We start from the raw sequence: 22,644 nt of genomic DNA, 5'->3' as shown, positions 1-22,644 counted from the left end.
ATTCAAGTTATTTCTTATGTAAAAAAATGTCTAATATCACTCATGTAAGCTGTATTGCGTTCTAATTACAGCCTCGGCCGGTTTATTCTGTGGTGTAAACCTTGTGTTCTTTTCTCCACCGGCTTTGTCATGGTTATGGTGCCATTTCCAAACAAATCCACCAGCAAACCAATTTTCACCCCAAAAGGTTTCAAAAAGTGCTTTTGTAGTATTCGTTTGTGCCTCCAAATTTACTTGGTCCATATTTCTGTCACTTTTCCATGGCTCTTTTCCAGTATAATCAACACTTCTGTAACCATACTCTGTGAATAAAACGGTGCTATCATATTTTTGGGTCATTTCAGAAATAAGTTGCTTGTAATTTTTCCAACTGGTTAAACACTCTTCAACGGTTGGGGTTTTACTGTCGCTTACTGGGAAATAGGCATCAATTCCAATATAATCCAACTTATTCCAAAATGGGGTTCGGCTAAATTCATTCCAGTTGGCTGCATAGGTGAGCTTACCTTTATAAACTTTTCTTATTTCGCTAATTAATTCGTTCCAGTATTCAGGCCTATGGTCAATAAAATTTTCAAGTTCTGTACCAATGCAAAAAATATCCACTTTCATTTCTTCGGCAAACGATGCAAAATCCAAAATAAACTTTGAATAGGAATCTTCAAGAAGTTGCCAATCGGCTTCAGCATTCATTTTAATAAGTCCCGTGAATTCACCTCGCCACACCCAAATTTGTGGTTTTAGCATTATTTTGATTTTTCTCTTTCTCAAAGTTTCAATGTATTGTTTAGCCCCAACCTTAGTTTCACCAAACCACTGTCTTTCTGTATTAAAAACTATTTCAGGGTGTTCCAAATTCCTAATAAAGCCAAAAGGCATCACGGCAGCAAAGTTGGCATTTAAATGCACTACTGGGTTAACGTGGCTTTCGTCAATGGCCTCTCTTGAAGCCACAAAACTCACTCCATTAATCTTTTGAATTTGTGGCGCACAGGATTGAAAACTTAGAATCAACGATAACAACAGAAATTTAAGAATACGCATGAACGGTTAATATTTAAACTTCTAATTTACTATTTAATATTATAAGATTAAGAATCTTAACATTTAAAGTCTATCCAAATCCCACCCTTTACAAATTGAAACAAAACACAACGACTAACTTACATTCAAGAAAAAAAGGATTTGGATGACCACAAATTTTAGGAAATCTTACAACTTCAACAAAATTTAAAGTGTTTCTAAATTAACAAGCTCACTATAAGTTATTATCTTTAGCTTCGACCTATTACAAAACATCCATCAAAACATGGAAGAACATATCGTTATTATTGGCAATGGCATTTCAGGCGTTACGGCCGCTAGACACATAAGAAAACTTTCCGATAAAAAAATTACGATTGTTTCTGCGGAAACCGAATATTTCTTTTCGCGTACGGCACTTATGTATGTTTATATGGGTCATATGAAGTTTGAGCATACACAGCCTTACGAAAATTGGTTTTGGAAGAAGAACAGAATCGACTTAAAAAAAGGCTATGTAAAAACGGTTGACACTAAAGCTAAAACGCTCCATTTTGACAACAATGATGCTCTAAAATATGACAAACTCATTATTGCAACAGGTAGTAAACCCAATAAATTTGGTTGGCCTGGGCAAGATTTAGAGGGCGTTATGGGCATGTACCATAAGCAAGACTTAGAGAATTTAGAAAAATACGCACCGAATAATTTGGCATGTAAACGAGCCGTGATTGTTGGCGGTGGGTTAATTGGTATTGAACTTGCTGAAATGCTCAACTCTCGAAATATTCCGGTAACTTTTTTGGTTCGTGAATCCAGTTTTTGGAACGGAGTTTTGCCCGAAGGTGAAAGTCAAATGATAAATCGGCATATAAAAAGCCATCATATAGATTTACGTTTAAGCACCAATTTGAAAGAAATAAAAGCCGATAAAAATGGCAAGGTAAATTCAGTAATTATCGAAGAAACGGGCGAAGAAATCATGTGCTATGTGGTTGGGCTAACGGCTGGTGTTTCACCAAATATTGACTTCCTGAAAGGCACTAACATTGAAATTGCTAAGGGTGTAAAGGTGAATCGTTCTTTAGAAACAAACATTAAAGATATTTACGCCATTGGTGATTGCGCCGAACAGCGTGAGCCAATTGGCCAACGGCGCAACATTGAAGCCGTTTGGTATACCGGGCGCATGATGGGTGAAACAGTCGCCCAAACAATCTGCGGCAATAGAATACCCTACAACCCAGGACATTGGTTTAACTCGGCAAAGTTTTTTGATATTGAATATCAAACTTATGGTTGGGTTTTTAATAAGCCCGGAGAAAACGAAACCCACTTCCATTGGAAGCATGAAGACGACACCAAATGCATTACTGTGGCATTCAATAAGAACACGAATGAATTTCTAGGCATTAACACCTTTGGGATTAGAATGCGTCATGAGGTATTTGATAGATGGCTTAAGGAAAAACGCGATGTGGATTACGTTATGCAAAATTTACCTGAAGCTAATTTTGATCCTGAATTCTATAGAACCTATGAATCGGATATATGGTTGGCTTATAAAAGTCAACTTCAAACGGCATAAATCCATTATCCATGAGCAATAAATTAAACCATAGCATGTCGTTAGCAAAACCTGAAGCCACTACTATGAGTACTAAACAAAAAATTGGCGTTTTCATTGGCACGTTCGGGTTGTTCATTTTAGTTTTGGCTTTATTTAATACCCATTTCCCTAGTAAGGGTTTGTTCCTGACTTTATCCATAGGGTTCATCACTTTGGGCACTGTTGTTTTTGCAAACGACCTTTACTTAACAAAGTCGGAAGGCATTAAAAATGATGGCATTTGGTTTAAATCTATTTCATCAAGAGGAGTTTTAGGGTGGGTTACTGGCATTGTGCTTACCGGATTTTATATTGTGCTTTATTTTTTTCCACAATATTTAGGGCAAACACCGTCTGAAGAAGTTAATACCGGATTCATTTCTTTATTTGACCCTTTAAGTGAATTATTGAGCGGAAGACCAGCAAGCCAATGGTTCGTTTACGGCACACTCTATACACTGGCCATTTTAATCTTTGGCTATAAGTTTTTATTGAAATATAGACATAACCGATATGAACAAATTCGAACCATTTCGGTCATGTTTTTTCAGTTGGCATTTGCATTTTTAATCCCTGAATTCATGTATGTAATGAATTCCGATTTACCCTATTATGACCTCAAGAATATTTGGCCCCTTAACTATTACAACTTTGAGCAATACCGAATAAATTCATTCATCAATGCCGGAAGTATTGGGGTTGCCATGCTTATTTTCGGCGTTTTGTCCGTTTTCGTCATCACACCAATACTTACCTATAAATTTGGAAAACGTTGGTATTGTTCGTGGGTTTGCGGCTGTGGTGGCTTGGCTGAAACTGCTGGAGATTCTTTTAGACATTTAAGCGATAAAAGCCTTTTTGCTTGGAAGGTTGAACGATGGGTTATTCATAGTGTTTTGGTTTTTGTGGTTTTAATGACCACAGCCGTTATTTATACTTATTTAGGTTACGACCCCAACAAGTATTGGCTTACAAGAGATGTTTTTTTGTTTTCGATTGTTGGCTTTTTAACCTTGGTTTTTGTGCTTACCATGATTTTTAAAAGAAAAGAATTAGGCAAAGATGCCAAATATGGTGCCATTGGTTATTTTGTGACTATTTTAGTTTTAATTGGCATGCATCTATTTAGCTCTGAAACCAAACTGTTTTTATTTAAAGTAGAAACGTTAAGGTCATCCTATTCTTTTTTGATTGGCGCAGTTTTTTCAGGAGTAATTGGCACGGGGTTCTACCCCATTTTTGGCAGCAGGGTTTGGTGTCGCTTTGGATGCCCCATGGCTGCTATATTAGGTTTTCAGCAAAGGCTATTTTCAAAATTTAGAATTACAACCAATGGCGGACAATGTATTTCCTGTGGTAATTGCTCTACCTATTGTGAAATGGGCATAGACGTTCGAGCTTATGCCCAAAAGGGTGAAAATATTGTGCGTTCCAGCTGCGTGGGTTGTGGCATTTGCTCTGCGGTATGCCCTCGAGGTGTTCTAAAACTGGAAAATGACAAAATAAAAGGACGCATCAACCCTAACGAAATTTTGTTGGGCAATGATGTTGATCTGATGCGCCTAGTGAATAATAGTCAAAAATAATTGAAAGTGCTATTTCAATTATTAATTTAGAGGCACATTACAAGAATACACCCTAAAATGTAATGCCTTTTTTTAAAATGCTAGCTAAAACCAAAAATATCACCATAGCCGTCTTGCCCTTTCAGGTAATAAGTGATGAGGCCAGAATTAAAAATCTGTTTAGAGGTTTTACAGAAGACCTAATAAACAATTTTTCAAAATTTATTGGCCTATCTGTGATATCACATATTTCTACATTCCACATAAAAGATATTTCCGAAAAGGACAAAATCAATCAACTAAGAGCGGATTTTCTTATAACGGGTAGTGTAAGGCATCTTAATGAAACGCTGCGAATATCCATTCAGCTCATAAAAACCGAAGACAAGAGTGTGATATTTGCTGGCCAACATAATGAAACTCTCAATTCGTTATTGGAATTTCAAGACAGCATTATCAATCAAATTGTTAGCGTGCTACAGGAAAAAATAAATGTCAATTTATTATCGCATTCTTACAAAAAGGAATCGGTGCAACTTGCCGTTTATGAAAACTACTTGATTGGAATGAGCATTTTAAAACAGGGGACTTCTGATAGCGATAACAGAGCCCGAGCCTATTTTAATGCAGCATTAAAGATTAATCCACATTATTCTTTGGCCTACACAGGCCTGTCTTTAAGTTATTTCAATTTTTGGTCTTGCTTAATGTGGGATAGATGGGATGTCAGTAAAAAAGGAGCTCACAAATATGCACTGAAAGCCTTAGAAATAAATCCGGAAGATTATATTGCATTGGGGGTGTTAGGTCGAAGCTATGTGTACATGGGCGAATTTGAAAAGGCAGAACATTGTTTGCGCAAATCCTTAAAAATGAATTCCAACGATACATCTCATTTATTAAGAGTTTCATATTCCTTGATGTATTTGGGGTATTCTCAAGAGGCGGTTGAAATATATTTAGAAGCAATTAGGCTAAATCCATTTCACAAGGAATCTTATTTTGGCTATGGATCCAACTATTATTTGCAGGTTAGTGATTTTAAAACCAGCATTGAATTGTCCAAAAAGACCGACTTGAATATTTGGACCGATTTCCCAGCGTGGGTTGCCGCCGCTTACTTACAATTAAATGATTTTGAAAACCTCTGGAAATATTGGAATATATATATTGAGCAATTCAAATCTGCCATTTACTCAGGGAAAAAACCGTTACAAGAAGATGCCTTGGAATGGTTATTAATTGTAAACCCTTTTAAAGATGGCTCTTATTTAAACCCCTTATGTGAATATATTAAAACCGAAAAGACGCTTTCAGTTCCAGAAAATATTTCGAACATAACAAACATCCCAAATTCATTTATTCCTAACGGTGAATTTTGGGAAATAGTTTATCAAAACACAACCATAACTCTCAAGCACGTAAAGGGATTTAATGACATCCATAAGCTTCTGGCTGAACCTACTAAATTATTCCATTGTTTGGATTTGATGGAAGCAGCCATTGATGAATCCAATAGCACAAAAACCATAGATGCCAAAGCAAAAAGCCAATATCTTAATAAAATTAAGGAACTTCAGGCAGAAATTGATGAAGCAGAAGAGTTAAACCAAATTGAAAAAATCAATGGCTTAAGAGAGGAATATGAACATATTTTAGACCATCTTTCTAAGTCTTTAGGGCTTTCAGGAAAAACAAGAAAAGTTGGTTCCACAATTGAAAAAGCACGTTCTGCAGTAACTTGGCGAATAAGAAGTGCTATTAAAAAAATTGAAGTCTCCCATCCTCAATTAGGAAAACATCTTTCTAAATCTGTAACCACCGGAACTTTCTGCGCTTACAACCCAGAAATCAAGAATGATTGGCAGCTTTAATGCTGTAACTTACCGGCATTTTTCTTTCAACTTACATTGTAAGTACCAAACTTACGCCCTAAAGTTAAAAAGCAAAAAGTATTAATCTAAAATTATTTATGATGCCAACTCCGTTAGAAATTTTATTGGACCCCATTTCAATAACCGCAATTGCCATTTATGGTCTTCTTATAATTTGGGAAGCTTTATTTCCAGCTAAAGCATTACCTAAAGTAAAATATTGGAAATTAAAAGGAATGGCCGCTTTTGCCGTTTACTTCTTTCTATCCTCTTATTTACCCATATTGACCGATCCATACTTATCAGAGTTCCAATTTTTTGATTTAACCAATTTAGGTCACGTTGGTGGCGGTATTGCTGCCATTGTTGTCTATGAATTTGGAGTTTTTATATGGCATCGTTCCATGCATAAATCCAATTTTTTATGGCGTACATTTCACCAAATGCACCATAGTGCAGAACGCATGGATACTTATGGGGCCTTTTATTTTAGCTTACTTGACATGGTTGGATTTACATTTTTAGGAAGTATTTGTCTAGCACTTCTTATTGGGGTTACCCCACAAGCAGTAACCATCATGCTCCTTACAACAATGTTTTTGGGTGTTTTCCAGCATACCAATATAAAAACACCTCAATGGATAGGTTATATTATCCAGCGCCCAGAAAGCCATACCGTTCACCATGCAAAAGGCATTCACAAATATAACTATTCAGATTTACCCATTTTTGATATCATCTTCGGTTCTTTTAAAAACCCAAAAACTTATGAACATGAAACTGGGTTTTATGATGGAGCCTCATCAAAAATAATAGAAATGTTGACGTTTCAAGATATCAATAACCCTAAATCATAAACAGATGTCAACTTTAAACAATAAAATAAAAACCATCCATTTTTTAACCGATGGTGGCCTGGAAACCGATTTAATATTTAATAAGAATATCGATTTACCTCATTTTGCAGCTTTCCCTTTGGTTGAAGACCCTGATCTTATTAATATTTTGAAAGATTATTACAAAGCATACATGAACATTGCAAAACACCATAAAACAGGATTTATTCTGGAAAGTCCCACATGGAGGGCAAACCCAGATTGGGGTTTCAAATTGGGGTATACTAAAACAGATTTAATTGAAGTAAACAAACTCGCCATTAATAAGTTGAAAGAACTTAAAATGTTATATGCCCAAGATATAAATGATATTCTTGTATGCGGACAAATAGGGCCACGTGGCGATGGATATGAAGTTGGCAAAGCTATGACGGCTGTACAATCCAACGAATATCACCATTTGCAAATCAAAGCTTTTGGAGAAGCTGGTGTTGATTTGGTTTCAGCCATAACAATGACTTATACAGATGAAGCTTTGGGAATTGTTGAATGTGCCAAAAGTAACGGTCTTCCTGTTGTTATATCATTCACTGTTGAAACTGATGGAAATTTACCAAGCGGTAAAAGCTTAAAATATGCTATCGAAAAAATTGATGCAAAAACCAACAAATACCCGTCTTACTATATGATTAACTGTGCCCATCCGTCACATTTCGTCAAACAATTATCAGAAAACCAAAATTGGAGAAACAGAATAAAAGGTGTGCGTGCCAATGCCTCTTGTAAAAGCCATACTGAGCTGGACCAATCTACAACTCTCGATACTGGCAATAAAGAAGATTTAGCCAAATGGTACAATACCTTAAAAACTCTTTTACCTGGCCTATCTATATATGGTGGGTGCTGCGGTACTGATGCCACTCATATTGAATCTATTTGTAACCGCATACTAAACTGAGATGCCATGGAATTTATAGGAATTCAAAAAACATTCCATTTCATTCAAACCAATATGGCTAACCGTGAAGAAATTTTTCCTTTACTCTGTCCTATTAGGGAGGCAGATTGGATTGATGGTTGGGAATATAATATGATACATTCAAAAAGTGGACTAATAGAAAAAAACTGTGTTTTTTCAACGCCAAATCATGGTAATTTGGAAACTATTTGGCAGGTAATCCATTATAACAAAGACACCTATTCCATAGAATTTGTTAGGGTAACACCCAGAGAAACCATTGTTAAAATAAGCATCCAGTTAGAATCTATTTCAAACTTTAAAACACGTTCAATTATAAGTTATCAATATACTGGATTGAATGAAAGTCAGAACAAAAAGATTGAATCTTCCCTTGAAGAAGAATTTATTGCTTCAATGAATTATTGGGAAAATGCCCTAAACCACTATTTAAAAACAGGCAAGAAGCTGTTGAAAAACCAAGCCTATTATTTAAAGTCATAAATTGTGCCGTTTGGGTGATTATTTGAATTCTAAAAATGTTAAATCATCAGTTTAATTTAAACTTTACATCTTGAGCTTCCAATTCGCTTAATAACTCTTGGCAAACCTTTACTTTTTGCTTCCTGCTGGGCATACTTAGTTTTAATTTTTCGCGCGTATCATAAACGACGAAATTCAGCACTTGATTACCCGGATGCAAATGGATTAGTTCTTTCAAAGCGATGATTTTCTGTTCATTCAAATCATGGATATCAACCTGTATAGACAGTTTTTTTGCATACTGCTCCATCACATCGTGCAATAATTGAAAATTATTGAACTGCAATCTAGGGTCACTGGGCTTGCCTGTTTCTTTATTAGTCCAACCCTCACGCACAAAAGCCTTTACAAACACAAAATTGTTTTTCAACAAAAAATGTCTAAATTTTAAATATTCCTCGCCAAAAATCCTGAACTCAAAACTGTCGTTGTAATCTTCAATAGTAAATAAAGCCCATCCTTTTCCTTGTTTGCTCACACGATGTTGCACATCGGTAACTACACCGCCAAAAACCAGTTCGCGGTTAACAAAAGGTTGCAAATTATGGAACAATCCCACTTTGGCATTACAGAATGCATTCATTTCTGTTTTAAAATCATCCAATGGATGCCCGGAAATATAAACCCCAACAACCTCTCGTTCTTTACTAAGTTTTTCCATGGTGCCCCACTCCTCACAAGGTGGCACCAGAGGCTCCGGAATTTGCACATCACTTGCTTCTCCAAACAAACTTACCTGAGCTGAATTTTCATTTTCCTTATACTTTTGGGCATATTTAATAGCCTTTTCCAAAAAGGTAATGCCATCACCTTCATCATAAAAATATTGCGCACGGTGGGTGTTACCAAAACTGTCAAAACCTCCTGCCAATGCTAAATTCTCAAAAGCTTTTTTATTGGCGGCACGTAAGTCAATTCGCTTTGCTAAATCAAAAATAGACTTATATGGACCATCTTTTTTTCGATTTTCAACGATTGTTAAAACTGCACCTTGGCCAACCCCTTTAATCGCTCCCATACCAAAGCGTACAGCACCATCTTTATTTACAGAAAACTTATAGTAACTTTCGTTAACATCTGGCCCAAGAACGTCTAACTTCATGCGCTTGCATTCTTCCATAAAAAAAGTAACCTGCTTAATGTCGCTCATATTATTGGAAAGCACCGCAGCCATATATTCCGCCGGATAGTGAGCCTTGAGATATGCCGTTTGATAGGCAATCCACGCATAACATGTAGAATGTGATTTATTGAAGGCATAACTGGCAAAAGCTTCCCAATCTTTCCAAACTTTTTCTAGAATTTTGGCATCATGCCCATTGGCACTGGCTTGCTCGACAAACTTGGGCTTCATTTTATCGAGTACCGCAATTTGCTTTTTACCCATGGCCTTTCGAAGCACATCGGCCTCACCTTTAGTAAAACCTGCCAGTTTTTGCGACAATAACATCACCTGCTCTTGATAAACCGTAATACCGTACGTTTCCTTTAAGTACTCTTCCATGGCGGGCAAATCGTAATCTATATCCTCATCACCATGTTTTCTTCTAACAAAACTTGGGATATATTCCATAGGACCCGGACGATAAAGGGCATTCATCGCAATTAAATCTTCAAAAACGGTCGGTTTTAAATCGCGAAGGTGCTTTTGCATGCCTGGTGATTCGTATTGGAATACTCCAACGGTTTCTCCTCTTTGGAAAAGTTTATAGGTTTTTTCATCATCAAGCGGAAAACTCTCCGGATCTAGTTGAATACCATGTTTTGCTTTAACAATTTTAACGGTGTCCTTAATTAGCGTCAGCGTTTTAAGCCCCAAGAAATCCATTTTTAAAAGACCGGCAGATTCCACCACAGAGTTATCAAACTGGGTAACGTAAAGCTCGGAATCTTTTGCCGTAGCCACAGGAACGAATTTGGTAATATCATCTGGGGTAATGATCACTCCACATGCATGGATACCTGTATTTCGTACCGAGCCTTCAAGCGTTCTGGCGGTGTTTACGGTTTCAGCCTCTAAATCGTCACCTTCTGAAATGTTGAGTAATTGATTGACCTTTTCTAAATCTTCTGCCCTAAATTTTTTGCCGAGTTCCTTTTCATCCAAACCAAAAATCTTGTTCAGTTTGGACATGTTGGGTATTAGTTTTGCGATTCTATCGGCGTCAAATAACGGCAAATCGAGTACTCGGGCTGTGTCTCGAATAGACGACTTGGCTGCCATGGTACCATATGTTATAATTTGGGCAACTTGGTTTGAACCATATTTTTTAATCACATATTCCATGACACGGCTTCGGCCTTCGTCATCAAAATCAATATCGATATCGGGCATACTGATACGGTCTGGATTGAGGAAACGCTCAAAAAGCAAATCGTATTTTAGGGGATCGATATTCGTTATCCAAAGGCAATAGGCCACAACGGAGCCAGCTGCCGAACCACGACCTGGCCCAACCGAAACATCCATTTTACGGGCCTCTCGTATAAAATCTTCAACAATTAAAAAATACCCCGGATAACCCGTATTTTCAATAACGCTTAATTCAAAATCGAGTCGCTCTTTAATGTCTTCTGAAAAAGGGTCGCCATAACGTTTTTTTGCTCCTTCATAGGTTAAATGACGCAAATAGGCATTTTCACCTCGTTTTCCACCATCAACCAAATCTTCTTCATGCTTGAATTCATCTGGAATATCGAATGCAGGCAATAACACATCACGTGCCAGTTGAAATGCTTCAACTTTGTCAACAATTTCCTGAACATTAAAAATGGCTTCGGGAACATCTTTGAAAAGTTGTTTCATCTCCTCAGAAGATTTAAAATAATACTCCTGATTTGGCAATCCGTAACGATATCCACGCCCTCGGCCAATTGGGGTAGCTTGTTTTTCACCGTCTTTTACACACAGCAAGATATCATGGGCATTGGCATCTTCCTTTTTTTGATAATAAGTGTTATTTGTAGCGACCAGCTTTATATCATGTTTTCGTGCCAATTCAATTAAAGTGGGATTCACACGATTTTCATCCTCTTGATTGTGGCGCATTAGCTCCATATATAAATCATCACCAAACTCATCTTTCCACCATAATAAGGCTTCTTCCCCTTGATTTTCTCCTACATTCAACACTTTGCTTGGCACTTCGCCATATAAATTACCCGTGAGCACAATAACATCCTCTTTATACTGCTGAATGAGTTTTTTGTCTATTCGAGGCAAGTAATAAAACCCATCGACGAATGCGTGCGATGACAATTTTGCCAAATTATGGTATCCATTTTTGTTTTTGGCCAAAAGCACAATTTGATAGCCATTATCTTTTCTGGTTTTATCGGTATGGTCTTCACAAACAAAAAACTCGCAACCTACTATAGGTTTTATTTCCTTAACATCAATTTTCTCGCCAGTTTCTTCGGCTGCTTGTAACTTAGCTTTAACACTTCCGTTGTGCCTATTTACCGCATTCACAAAATGAAAGGCACCCATCATATTGGCATGGTCCGTTAACGCTACGGCTGGCATGTTGTGCTCTGCGGTAGCGCTTACCAAATCGGCCACACTCATAGTGGATTGCAGTACCGAAAATTGTGAATGATTGTGAAGGTGCACAAAATCAGTATCGGCTAAATCTGATACATTTTGTTTTATTTCTTCAGTAGAAATGTGTGCCGTGGAAGCCTTTTTTATACGCTCCCTTATTTTAGCACTTTCTTTTTTAAGGTTGATGTGCTTCAATCCAATGAGTTGGATTTCATTAGGATTGGCTTCCTTGAAACAATCAAAATAATCTGGTTGTACGTCTAATTCTTCTTTAGTAAATTCACCCAAACGGACCAACTCTAAAAAACAACGTGTAGTAGCCTCTACGTCGGCAGTAGCATTATGAGCTTCTTCAAATGGCTCGTTGAACAGGTGCTCATGAAGCTCGGTCAAGGTCGGTAATTTAAATCTACCGTAACGCCCTCCTGGGATCTGGCATAACTGTGCTGTGTGCTCAGTACAGGTATCCAAAACGGGCAATTCCTGCAACGGGTTTTCAACATCGCCACGTAAAAATTCCGCGCCCATAATATTCAAATCGAACTTAACATTTTGCCCAACAATGAATTTGGCTTTTCCAAGTGCTTCATTAAATTTTTCCAATACTTCAGCCAAAGGCACACCTTGCTCTTCGGCTAATTCTGTAGAAATACCATGTATTTTTTCCGCATCATAAGGAATATTAAACCCGTCTGGTTGCACCAAATAATCCTGACTTTCAATACAATTACCCATAGCGTCGTGCAACTGCCACGCAATTTGAATGCACCTTGGCCAATTATCTACATCGGATATTGGCGCATCCCAGCGTTTTGGCAATCCCGTGGTTTCTGTATCAAAAATTAAGTACATTCCTATAGTGTTATTGTGTTGATTTGTTTAATTGTTTGGTCGAAAATGAGTTTATAAAAATACACAGAATATACTCTTTTTTGAATGGAAGTTATAAACAGTTTTAAACAAACCTTAATATTAGTTTAAAGTTTTTGTTACCGGAAAAATATTTATACAATTCTTATGATATAGAACATAAACATTCCTCTTTTAAAAGTCAGAACATAATTTATCCGAAACATCATGAAAAAAAACCGAGTTGATATCTCATCGAAAAACAAACATACCTAAATAGCTTCTAGTCAACCAAAACCTGACATTTATCATAGTTTAGGGTATCTTAAATTTATATTTTCCGGAATCTTATCATTAACTAATATCGTCATGAAAAATTTAAAACTCATCATTAACTTGATCGTAATCACTTCAAGTTTAATGTTATTCCAATGTACAAGTGATTATACTGCAATCAAAGGTGAACCAGGCATTGACGGCATTGACGGGGTTGATGGCATTGATGGCATTGATGGCATCGATGGGGTTAGTGTTCAACAATGTATTGACTGTCACTCTAGTGAACACAGAAATGAAATAAAGGCTGCTTATGCCCTATCAGGCCATGCCACTGGAACTTCTTGGGCAAGAGGAGAGAGTGGTAGTTGTGCCCGATGCCATAATAACGAAGGCTATATCGATTTATTGTCAGGAATGTATATTGAAGTGGACGAAAATGATGACCCTGTTTTAGACCAATATAACAACGAAATTATATCAGCAAATTTTGATGGTTATCAAGTTTCACATAATATAACCTGTAACGGTTGTCATGCTCCTGAAGAAGGCCATAGATCTTTTGATTTTGAAAATGATGGCAATGACTATGCGCTGAGAAATATTGATCCCATTAATCTGTATATCGACCCAATGGTTTCTCTTGATATGACTAGTAATGCAGATCCTTTAGGATTAAGCAATACTTGTATAAACTGTCACCAACCTCGAAACTCATATCCTATTCCATCCGGCACTGGCGATATCACAATCACAAGTCGACGTTACGGCCCACACCATGGCCCACAATCAACGATGTTAGAAGGTATTATGGGTGCTAATATAGCCGGCACCACTGGTTATCCTGGTAGAGGAACTGCTGCTCATAAAACTGGCGCATCATGTACTTCATGCCACATGGGTGAAACAACAGACGGTACTGATGGCTCACATACTTGGGAACCAACATTAAATACGTGTATTGAATGCCATGATAGTATGACAGCAATTCCAGAACAAATTACAGCATGGACAGATTACAAGGTTTTACATGACTTATTAGTGGCAAAAGGATATATTTCCGAAAGTGGAAGTGTACTCGGCGCAGATGGAGGAAACGCAGGTAGTTCAAACCCACTTGTAGTACCTGTAAGCCATGCTCAAGCTATTTGGAATTACAAAACTTTGGAAGAAGATAAAAGTAATGGTATCCACAATCCAAAATATACCGAGGCATTGTTGAAAAATTCAATCGAAGCTCTACAAAATTAATTAATAGTTTATTAAAAGTTTTGAATATTTCATTGTTAAAAATTTAAAATAAAAAAAATGAAAAAACTATTAAAAATAGCTCTCCTTAGTAGCTTACCTCTTTTAATGTTTTCATGCTATTACGATGAGTTTCCTGAAGTTGTAGAACAAGAAGATGTGGTTATACCCCCTGAAACAATAGTTTCATTTGCCGATGACATTGCTCCCATATTCGCAACCTATAATTGTACGCAATGTCATAATACTTCCGGACAAAATCCAGATTTAACAGCTGGAAATGCGTATGCCTCTTTACTTTCAGGATATGTAACCCCAGAGAATAGCACTTCGAGCAAACTATATATTCAATTGGCAGATAATGGTCATAGAAATGTAGATGCCAATTCGATAGCACTAATTAAAAAGTGGATTGATGATGGTGCTGAGAATAACTAACCCAAAAGATGTTACAATGAAAAAGTATAAAATATTACTATTGGTCTTATTAATTATGCCTATTTTTTGTTTCTCGCAAAAAAAGGCTAAAGACTCCATTGTTGAAAAGCCCGCCCGTCCTGCTTTCGAAAGCGCCACCTTAATTGATAATGCCTCGAACATCCTATTCAATAAAAATACGTTGGAAGTAATGATGCAACACAGATTTGGACTTTTAGAGGAAAAGAATTCTTTAGCTGGAATTTATGGTGCAAATTCCAATATAAGAATTGCATTATCTTATGCCTTTTTAGATTGGGTAACGGTTGGATATGGCATTACCAAAAAGAATAGAATTAGTGACTTCAATTTAAAGGTTGGTTTATTAAAACAAACCCGATCCGGAAGTATTCCCGTTAATATTAGTTATTTTGGAAATATTGGCATAGATGGTCGCTCTTTAGAGACAAAATACCCTAATGGCGACTATATTCCCCCTGATGCGGACAATGGACCGTTCTTGAAAAAGCAAGACCGCTATTCCTATTTCCATCAACTTGTAATTGCTAGACGGTTTAATTCAAAACTATCATTACAAATTGCACCAAGTTTATCTCATTTTAATGTCGTAAATTATGGTAATGATAATGAACATGATCGCTTTTCCTTAGCATTTGGTGGACGATATAAGGTGAGCCCACAAACAGCAATAATTTGTGACGTTAGTGCGCCTATAACCCAGTTAAATGAAGACAAATACAATATTACAGGCTTAAGTTTCGGGGCAGAATTTTCTACTTCAGCCCATACGTTTCAAATATTTATAACCAACTTTAACGGAATATTACCTCAATATAATTACATGAAAAACACCAATGATATGTTTAATGGCGGTGCCTTATTTGGGTTTAATATAACCCGTAATTATAATTTTTAAAACTTCATGAATAAAAAATCTGTAAAAGAGAATCAACTATCCAGAAGAGGTTTTTTACCCATTTTAGGTGGTAGTTTACTCTTGCCGTTTTTAGGAATGGGTAGTCCAGTTGACAAATCGACAAAAACCCTTGGTGAAGAAGCATACGAGACCTTATTAAAGCCAGACGGCACTACCGTTAAGGTTAAGGTGAGTACCGTGAAAAAATCAAGAATCATTGAGAAAGATATATCGAATAAATCCTTTCTTAAATGGCTTGGAAAAAAGCAGTAACGTAAAGTTGAAATTTCAGGTACTATGGAAAATCATAAAAAAAACTCCAGGCGTAAATTTCTCGACAAAGGCCTTAAGTTAGGGGTGGCATCTGCAATTGGAGGATTGGGGCTGTCCCATCTTTCCGAAAAATTAAACGCATCCAATAACGACCGTAATGAGAAGAAATTAGAGTTAATGACTACCGATGGCACACTCATTGAAGTAGATGCCTCTGAGGTTGTGGAAGTAATCCATTCTGAACACCATGATACTAAATACAATGTAAGAGAGGGTATTCCTTACCGTAAATTCGTAATGGTTATTGATCTGGCTAAATGCAAAAATGCTCTAAAGTGCGTAAGCGCCTGCAATAAGCATCACTTTGTAACTGGAGAAAACGCCTGGCTTAAAGTCCACAAAATGCAAGAATCTAAAGATACGGCGCCCTATTGGATGCCAAGAACATGCATGCATTGTGATCAACCAGCCTGTGTTACCGTTTGCCCCGTTGATGCAACCTTTAAGAGAAGAGATGGCTTGGTATTAATTGATAATGAACGCTGTATTGGCTGTCGTTTCTGTATGGCAGCTTGCCCCTATTCCATAAGGGTTTTTAATTGGAGTGAACCAAAGCAAGGAGAAATGAGCGAGATTACCCTAAACATGATGGATATGGGGCATGAAAACACCTCCATTGAATATGCCGGTGTTCCGAGTAGAATAGGAACTCCAGACAAATGTGACTTTTGTCCACATCAAATTCATGAAAATCAGTTACCGCATTGTGTAACCGCTTGCCCAAATGGGGTATTCTATTTTGGTGACAAATATGAAGATACCGTAACCAATGGAGAGGAAACTTTGCGTCTTACCAAATTACTTAAAGACAAGGCCGGTTATAGGTTATTGGAAGAATTAGGAACCGCCCCTAGTGTTTATTATTTACCTCCTGTAAACCGTTTGGTTGATTTTGAGAAAGGAATGGAAAATTACAATGAATTTGAATCAGTAGAAAAATCAGTAGAAAAACCCGTATCTGATTAATAACTTGAATGATTATGAAAAATTATGACGTCCTTTTGGAAAAATTAGCTCCCAGAAAATTTGGCAAAAGGGGTACAATTTGGGTCATTTTTTTGAGTATTATTATTGTACTTGGACTTATTGCCTATATCGATCAAGTAAAAAAAGGACAGATAGTCACCAATATGAGAGATTATGCTCTTTGGGGCATTTATATATCGAATTTTGTTTTTTTTGTGGCGACAAGTTTTGTGGGGTCAGTTACAGTGGCCATTTTAAGACTAACCAATAATACTTGGAGGACCCCATTAGTTAGAATTGCGGAAATCATTACGTTTGCTTCTATTGTGATGGCAGGTTTAACGATAATGATAGATATGGGAAGACCTGATAGATTGTTAAATCTCTTTATTCATGCCAGACTTCAATCTCCAATTACGTGGGATGTTATTATCATCCCTACAACTATAGCATTGAGCTTCCTTTTATTGTATTTCCCTCTCCTTCCGGACTTGGCAATCCTTAAAAAGTTCTACAAAAAGACAAAACCTAAATTAAGCAAATGGTATGGAAAAATATCTTTGAACTGGACTGGAAGTGAACGACAAAAATCAATTCAAGAAAAATCTATAAAAATTATAGCGGTCTTAATTATCCCTGTTAGTATTATGCTACAAACCATAGATGCATGGTTGTTCTCTACTACTTATAGGATAGGATGGGACAGTACAAACATGGGAGCCTATTTTATTTCAGGCGCCTTTGTTGCGGGCTTAGGTGCATTAGTTACCATGGTTTACGTTATTAGAAAAGTTAGAGGACTAGACTATTACATTACAGAGTATCATTTTGATAAACTGGGTAAATTTTTAGCTTTAGCCTGCCTGACTTATCTGTATTTTAATATTAATGAGTATTTAATCCCGATTTTCACAGCTCCGGTTGAAGAAGACATCCATTTAAATTCCTTGGTTTTTGGTGAATGGGCTCCCATTTTTTGGTTTGCACAAATAGTTGGACTATTGTTGCCGCTTGTCATATTATTGTTCAGGAAGGGAAGACACCCAAAACCGATGCTTTTTGTTGGTTTAATGGTTGTAATTGGGTCGTGGTGGAAACGATATATTATTGTTATCCCCACACTATTACATCCTTTTTTACCTATTGAAGGAGTTCCCGAATCTTGGCATCATTATTTTCCAAGTGCCCATGAATGGATCATAACATTTGCTACTCTAGCCATGGCGCTATTGATTATTACATTGTTTGTTCGTTATTTACCCGTTGTACCGATTCAACGCACTGCAGACGAAAAGAACACTACTGGAATTAAGAAAAATAAAGAGTCATGAAAAATAGGTTAAAACACCCTTTGGTTTTTTTCGTATTTATCGGAATATTTTTAGCTACCGGACAGCGTGCCTTTTATGCCCAAAATACCAAAAAACATACGGTAAGATTAAAAATGGATTACACTAAAATTATGGACAGCGTATCCTATTTATATATTAAGGCTTTTTCAAGGGTAGACCGGGAAAATATCGATGTCCCTAACATTGATTTAACGGTTTACAACGAAATCGATAACGAAACTATCGAATTAGGCTCCGTAAAAACAAATGTGAGTGGTGAATGTAAATTTGTTTTGAAAAATTTTAATACGATAACATCAGATTCATCAAGCAACTTTAATTTACAGGTGAAATTTAATGGTAATGAGTTGTATAAAAAAGCTTCTAAAAGTATAAGTTTTAGAGATGCCTCAATTGAAACCAATTTGATTACTAAGGACAGCGTCAATTATGTTAGGGCAATTTTAAAAGATTCCGAAACTGACAGTGTACTGAGTGATCAATTGGTACAAGTACAAGTTCAAAGGTTATTTAAACCTTTAAAAATAGGAAAAGAATTTAATATGACTGATGAAAATGGCACCATTTTGGTACCTGTAGATAGTGACATTCCTGGCATAAATGGACAATTAATTATTGAAGTGATATTGGCAGATAATGATGACTATGGCACCGTAAAAGCTCTTGTTAATGCGCCCATTGGCACTCCTATAATTGAGGAATCGACATTCGACAATAGAACCATGTGGTCAACCAGAAATAAAACCCCTTTATTTTTATTAATATTTCCTAACTTACTTATTTTCGGGATCTGGGGTATTATTGTATATTTATTAGTAAACTTATTTAAAATATCTAAATCTTAATTATTTAATCATGAAAGCCAAAAGAACATTAATACTTTTAGGAGTTATTATTTTTAGTTTATATTCATTCTCCTCCATATTTCAGGAAGGCTGGAAAGTACCAGAAAAATATGTAAAAATGAAAAACCCTACCGATCCTGATGAAGATCTGGCTATTGGTAAATCACTATACAGCAAACACTGTCAATCTTGCCATGGAAAAGAAGGATATGGTGACGGCCCTAAGGCAAAGGAAATGACTGGAGACCTTGGAGACTTCTCTAGTGAAGAATATCAACAACAAACTGACGGCACGCTTTTCTATAAAACATCATTTGGGAAAGATGACATGCCCGAGTTTACAAAAAAAATTCCAGACGATGAGGACAGATGGCTAATCGTAAATTATATGAGAACATTAGCCGAATAATTTTTTGCTTCTTTTTGTAAAAAACCGAATATATTGTTCGGTTTTTTTTATTCATCAAGGTTTATAAACAATCCTTACAGACTTTTCATCAAAAAAACAAAAACATTGAACATGACATAAGTCATTAAATTTTAGATTTTTACACACTAAATTTAGATTTCTTGAAGATTGTCAATTTAATTTAAATATTAATTATGGAAGACAATAAACGAATATCTGATTCCAGAAGAGGGTTCTTAAAAAAGCTATCTACCGGAAGTATTCTTGCAGCAACCGGGCTAGCATTTAATTCACTTTCGTCCTGTAAGAACAAATCAATAGAAAAAACGACCTTGTTAACTCCAGACGGAAAACTTGTCCAGGTGCCAAACTCAGAAATTGAAGCCATGGAACATTTGCATCATGGTGCAAATCCAAAAGAAGCGCGTCATGGCATTCCCGGCAAAAAATTTGTCATGGTTGTGGATTTAAGTAAATGTAAAAATGCGAGAAAATGTGTTCAATCCTGTGATAAACATCACAATTTAACTCCAGAAAGACCTTACATAAAGGTTCTAGAGATGAAAGATAATGAAGAATCCTCTCCTTATTGGATGCCTAAAAAATGCTTTCAGTGTGATAATCCCCCTTGTGTAAAAGTTTGTCCCGTTGGCGCAACATTTAAGCGTTCAGACGGGATTGTACTCATTGATAATGAACGCTGTATCGGTTGTCGCTTTTGCATGGCAGCCTGTCCTTATTCGGCTAGGGTATTCAATTGGGGCAATCCTCCAGAAGGCAAGTTAGATCTTCCTTATTCGCCTGAAACAAGCCTGCCAAGCAAAAAGGGCACTGTTGCAAAATGTGATTTTTGTCCGGATATGCTTCGTCAAGACAAACTTCCTCATTGTGTCACCGCTTGTCCCAATGGTGTAATATATTTTGGAAATGAGCTTGAAGACTCTGTAACTAACGGAGAAGAAACCGTCAGATTAAGCACCCTTTTAAGAGATAAAGCAGGCTACAGATACATGGAGGAACTTGGAACAAAACCTCGGGTTTATTATTTACCCCCTGTAGATCGACTCTTCCCGTTTGAAAAAGAAAATTCCGAAAACAGTGCATCATGAATACAAGTGCCAAAAACAAACAAGAGTTTAGTGACCGGAGAGAAAAGGATCTTTTAAGACATATTTTAAAAACCTCTTGGCGATATAAATTATGGGTAGTCTTTTTAATTTTAATCATATTAATAGGAATGTATGGTTATTATAGACAGCTAAAATACGGGTTGATTGTTACCGCAATGAGAGATTACACATCATGGGGCATTTATATATCCAACTTCGTTTTCTTCGTCGCCATTAGTCTTGTAGGTTCTCTTTTTAGTTCCATTTTGAAGTTAAACAGAAATGAATGGTCGAAACCACTTACAAGGATATCTGAAATAATTGCTGTATCCGCCATTATTTGCGCCATTGTAATCATAATTGTAGATATGGGAAGACCAGATAGATTCTTTTATGTTATTAGATATTTAAGAATTCAGTCTCCCATTATATGGGATGTGATTATTATTTCTACCTATTTGGTCATAAGTTTAATATTACTTTATACATCTTTGCTTCCAGATCTCGCCCTTTGTCGTGACCGGTTAACAGCAATTCCTAACTGGAAAAAAAAATTATATAGAATTTTGGCTATTAATTGGCGAAACGACCCCAATCAAATAACCATGCTTCAAAAGGTCACTAAAATTTTAGCTATTTCGGTTCTTCCTGTAGCATTTGCAATTCACACTGTAACATCATGGCTTTTTGCAACTACGTGGCGGCCGGGATGGGATAGTACAAACTTAGGCCCCTATTTCGTATCCGGTGCGTTTATGGCAGGTGCTGCAGCTATAATCATAGCAATGTACTTTATAAGAAAGTCTATCCGTCTCAAAGCATATATTACCGAAGCACATTTTGACAAAATGGGGAAGCTTTTGGTTCTATTATCATTAGTATATCTATACTTTAATATTAATGAATATTTAGGACCTGCCTTCAAGATGGTTGGTGTTGAAGGAGAACATATTACAGAATTATTTGTTGGCAAATATGCTCCAATGTATTGGTTTGTTCAATTAGGAGGCTTAGTTTTACCCATTGTATTATTACTTTTTAAAACCATGCGCCGGTCTTTCCCTATATTTATAATCTCGATGTTTATAATTTTAGGGGCTTGGTTTAAACGATTTTTAATTGTAATTCCATCATTGCAACATCCTTATTTACCAATTCAGGGTGTAGATGAATCTTATTTGCATTACAATCCTACATGGGAAGAATGGAGCATTACTTTTGCTTCATTTGCATGGTTCTTATTAATTATTACGATTCTTGTCAAACTTTTCCCCATAATACCTATAAAGAAGCACGAACAAGTATTGAAAGGTCACAACATTCTAAATTTTTAAAATATGAAAACAAAGATCTTTAATATTGTCTGGGTTTTGAAAATACCATATTTAGTTCTCATTATTTTTTTTAACTATAATATTATTTTAGGGCAAGACAATGATATTATGGAAGAGGCAAAAATAGAATTAACGTTTGAAGAAGATGTCGATTCTAAAATTATAATAGCCTCGGCAACCGATATGAATAAAGAACCAATTGAGGACCTTGAACTCTATTTTTATGTTAAAAGATCCTTTAATAATTTACCAATAGGTGATATTTTTAATTCTACCGATGAAACTGGGATGGTTAAGATTGAGTTTCCCAATGATCTTCCTGGTGATTCTGAAGGCAATGTCACGATTATAGTTAAATTAATGGATTCAGATATTTATAACGACCAAAGTATAGAAACCGTGAAAAAATGGGGAATCCCTGAATTTTCACCGGATCAATTAGAAGAAAAAAGATCTCTATGGGCTGCAGCTGCAAATGCCCCAATCCCTCTCATTCTCATCATAAGTGCATTAATTTTTTCTATTTGGTTCATTATTTTTTATATCATTTATATCTTTTATAAGATAAACAAAACAGGAATCATAAAATCAAAACTACTCTAAACAAAATAGTTATA

The 22,644-nt window shown here is 36.3% G+C and carries 19 protein-coding genes; 17 read left to right on the top strand and 2 right to left on the bottom strand.

Going from position 1 to position 22,644, the window contains the following annotated elements; all coding sequences use genetic code 11:
• Positions 1–36: 36 nt before the first annotated feature.
• Complete coding sequence (locus ACB104_RS08165; RefSeq protein ID WP_370477796.1) at positions 37–1,044, bottom strand: glycoside hydrolase family 113; 1,008 nt, start codon at positions 1,042–1,044, stop codon at positions 37–39.
• A gap of 265 nt (positions 1,045–1,309) precedes the next feature.
• Here ACB104_RS08165 and ACB104_RS08160 point away from each other — a divergent pair, with 265 nt between their 5' ends.
• The 6 genes from ACB104_RS08160 (at position 1,310) to ACB104_RS08135 (ending at position 8,369) form a co-directional block, all read left to right on the top strand.
• A complete protein-coding gene (locus tag ACB104_RS08160; protein ID WP_370477795.1) occupies positions 1,310–2,611 on the top strand; it encodes an NAD(P)/FAD-dependent oxidoreductase in 1,302 nt (433 codons plus the stop codon).
• Between the two features lie 11 nt (positions 2,612–2,622).
• Positions 2,623–4,218 (top strand): 4Fe-4S binding protein, encoded by a 1,596-nt coding sequence (locus ACB104_RS08155; RefSeq protein ID WP_370477794.1) that lies wholly within the window; start codon positions 2,623–2,625, stop codon positions 4,216–4,218.
• A 62-nt stretch (positions 4,219–4,280) separates the two neighbouring features.
• Positions 4,281–6,071 (top strand): tetratricopeptide repeat protein, encoded by a 1,791-nt coding sequence (locus ACB104_RS08150; protein ID WP_370477793.1) that lies wholly within the window; start codon positions 4,281–4,283, stop codon positions 6,069–6,071.
• Between the two features lie 101 nt (positions 6,072–6,172).
• Positions 6,173–6,928, top strand: a complete 756-nt coding sequence (locus tag ACB104_RS08145) for a sterol desaturase family protein (protein ID WP_370477792.1) — start codon at positions 6,173–6,175, stop codon at positions 6,926–6,928.
• A 4-nt stretch (positions 6,929–6,932) separates the two neighbouring features.
• Positions 6,933–7,865, top strand: coding sequence for a homocysteine S-methyltransferase family protein (locus ACB104_RS08140; protein WP_370477791.1), 933 nt, complete (start codon positions 6,933–6,935; stop codon positions 7,863–7,865).
• Between the two features lie 6 nt (positions 7,866–7,871).
• The gene (locus tag ACB104_RS08135) at positions 7,872–8,369 is read left to right on the top strand and encodes a hypothetical protein (protein ID WP_370477790.1); all 498 of its coding nucleotides are present in this window, start codon (positions 7,872–7,874) and stop codon (positions 8,367–8,369) included.
• Positions 8,370–8,415: 46 nt separating this feature from the next.
• Here ACB104_RS08135 and dnaE read toward each other — a convergent pair whose 3' ends face one another.
• Positions 8,416–12,804 (bottom strand): DNA polymerase III subunit alpha, encoded by a 4,389-nt coding sequence (gene dnaE / locus ACB104_RS08130; RefSeq protein ID WP_370477789.1) that lies wholly within the window; start codon positions 12,802–12,804, stop codon positions 8,416–8,418.
• A gap of 366 nt (positions 12,805–13,170) precedes the next feature.
• Between dnaE and ACB104_RS08125 the strand changes: the two genes are divergently transcribed.
• From ACB104_RS08125 to ACB104_RS08075, 11 genes are all read left to right on the top strand, one after another.
• On the top strand, positions 13,171–14,328 hold the full coding sequence (locus ACB104_RS08125; RefSeq protein ID WP_370477788.1) for a hypothetical protein: 1,158 nt from the start codon (positions 13,171–13,173) through the stop codon (positions 14,326–14,328).
• Positions 14,329–14,385: 57 nt separating this feature from the next.
• Complete coding sequence (locus ACB104_RS08120; RefSeq protein ID WP_370477787.1) at positions 14,386–14,763, top strand: hypothetical protein; 378 nt, start codon at positions 14,386–14,388, stop codon at positions 14,761–14,763.
• 16 nt (positions 14,764–14,779) lie between these two features.
• Entirely contained in the window at positions 14,780–15,679 is a 900-nt protein-coding gene (locus ACB104_RS08115; protein WP_370477786.1) for a DUF5777 family beta-barrel protein, read from the top strand.
• A 6-nt stretch (positions 15,680–15,685) separates the two neighbouring features.
• On the top strand, positions 15,686–15,952 hold the full coding sequence (locus tag ACB104_RS08110; RefSeq protein WP_370477785.1) for a hypothetical protein: 267 nt from the start codon (positions 15,686–15,688) through the stop codon (positions 15,950–15,952).
• A gap of 24 nt (positions 15,953–15,976) precedes the next feature.
• A complete protein-coding gene (locus ACB104_RS08105) occupies positions 15,977–16,978 on the top strand; it encodes a 4Fe-4S dicluster domain-containing protein (RefSeq protein ID WP_370477784.1) in 1,002 nt (333 codons plus the stop codon).
• Positions 16,979–16,992: 14 nt separating this feature from the next.
• Positions 16,993–18,309: an NrfD/PsrC family molybdoenzyme membrane anchor subunit gene (gene nrfD, locus ACB104_RS08100; protein ID WP_370477783.1), complete on the top strand. Its 1,317-nt coding sequence runs from the start codon at positions 16,993–16,995 to the stop codon at positions 18,307–18,309.
• Entirely contained in the window at positions 18,306–19,175 is an 870-nt protein-coding gene (locus ACB104_RS08095; RefSeq protein WP_370477782.1) for a hypothetical protein, read from the top strand. The genes nrfD (ACB104_RS08100) and ACB104_RS08095 overlap by 4 nt, the downstream gene beginning before the upstream one ends.
• Before the next feature lie 10 nt (positions 19,176–19,185).
• Entirely contained in the window at positions 19,186–19,584 is a 399-nt protein-coding gene (locus ACB104_RS08090; protein ID WP_370477781.1) for a c-type cytochrome, read from the top strand.
• Between the two features lie 194 nt (positions 19,585–19,778).
• Positions 19,779–20,693: a 4Fe-4S dicluster domain-containing protein gene (locus tag ACB104_RS08085; RefSeq protein ID WP_370477780.1), complete on the top strand. Its 915-nt coding sequence runs from the start codon at positions 19,779–19,781 to the stop codon at positions 20,691–20,693.
• On the top strand, positions 20,690–22,027 hold the full coding sequence (gene nrfD, locus ACB104_RS08080) for an NrfD/PsrC family molybdoenzyme membrane anchor subunit (RefSeq protein ID WP_370477779.1): 1,338 nt from the start codon (positions 20,690–20,692) through the stop codon (positions 22,025–22,027). Before ACB104_RS08085 ends, nrfD (ACB104_RS08080) begins: the two co-directional genes overlap by 4 nt.
• Positions 22,028–22,030: 3 nt before the next feature.
• Entirely contained in the window at positions 22,031–22,630 is a 600-nt protein-coding gene (locus ACB104_RS08075) for a hypothetical protein (RefSeq protein ID WP_370477778.1), read from the top strand.
• Positions 22,631–22,644 lie beyond the last annotated feature (14 nt).

The sequence above is a fragment of the Tamlana flava genome, from assembly GCF_041287255.1.
GTDB lineage: Bacteria > Bacteroidota > Bacteroidia > Flavobacteriales > Flavobacteriaceae > Tamlana > Tamlana flava.
This window is presented reverse-complemented; position numbering and strand designations above follow the sequence as displayed.

Bases quoted from the DNA above. Each gene is read 5' to 3' on its own strand.
- ACB104_RS08165 (WP_370477796.1), bottom strand. From the start codon at position 1,044: ATGCGTATTCTTAAATTTCTGTTGTTATCGTTGATTCTAAGTTTTCAA.
- ACB104_RS08160 (WP_370477795.1), top strand. From the start codon at position 1,310: ATGGAAGAACATATCGTTATTATTGGCAATGGCATTTCAGGCGTTACG.
- ACB104_RS08155 (WP_370477794.1), top strand. From the start codon at position 2,623: ATGAGCAATAAATTAAACCATAGCATGTCGTTAGCAAAACCTGAAGCC.
- ACB104_RS08150 (WP_370477793.1), top strand. From the start codon at position 4,281: ATGCCTTTTTTTAAAATGCTAGCTAAAACCAAAAATATCACCATAGCC.
- ACB104_RS08145 (WP_370477792.1), top strand. From the start codon at position 6,173: ATGCCAACTCCGTTAGAAATTTTATTGGACCCCATTTCAATAACCGCA.
- ACB104_RS08140 (WP_370477791.1), top strand. From the start codon at position 6,933: ATGTCAACTTTAAACAATAAAATAAAAACCATCCATTTTTTAACCGAT.
- ACB104_RS08135 (WP_370477790.1), top strand. From the start codon at position 7,872: ATGGAATTTATAGGAATTCAAAAAACATTCCATTTCATTCAAACCAAT.
- dnaE (WP_370477789.1), bottom strand. From the start codon at position 12,804: ATGTACTTAATTTTTGATACAGAAACCACGGGATTGCCAAAACGCTGG.
- ACB104_RS08125 (WP_370477788.1), top strand. From the start codon at position 13,171: ATGAAAAATTTAAAACTCATCATTAACTTGATCGTAATCACTTCAAGT.
- ACB104_RS08120 (WP_370477787.1), top strand. From the start codon at position 14,386: ATGAAAAAACTATTAAAAATAGCTCTCCTTAGTAGCTTACCTCTTTTA.
- ACB104_RS08115 (WP_370477786.1), top strand. From the start codon at position 14,780: ATGAAAAAGTATAAAATATTACTATTGGTCTTATTAATTATGCCTATT.
- ACB104_RS08110 (WP_370477785.1), top strand. From the start codon at position 15,686: ATGAATAAAAAATCTGTAAAAGAGAATCAACTATCCAGAAGAGGTTTT.
- ACB104_RS08105 (WP_370477784.1), top strand. From the start codon at position 15,977: ATGGAAAATCATAAAAAAAACTCCAGGCGTAAATTTCTCGACAAAGGC.
- nrfD (WP_370477783.1), top strand. From the start codon at position 16,993: ATGAAAAATTATGACGTCCTTTTGGAAAAATTAGCTCCCAGAAAATTT.
- ACB104_RS08095 (WP_370477782.1), top strand. From the start codon at position 18,306: ATGAAAAATAGGTTAAAACACCCTTTGGTTTTTTTCGTATTTATCGGA.
- ACB104_RS08090 (WP_370477781.1), top strand. From the start codon at position 19,186: ATGAAAGCCAAAAGAACATTAATACTTTTAGGAGTTATTATTTTTAGT.
- ACB104_RS08085 (WP_370477780.1), top strand. From the start codon at position 19,779: ATGGAAGACAATAAACGAATATCTGATTCCAGAAGAGGGTTCTTAAAA.
- nrfD (WP_370477779.1), top strand. From the start codon at position 20,690: ATGAATACAAGTGCCAAAAACAAACAAGAGTTTAGTGACCGGAGAGAA.
- ACB104_RS08075 (WP_370477778.1), top strand. From the start codon at position 22,031: ATGAAAACAAAGATCTTTAATATTGTCTGGGTTTTGAAAATACCATAT.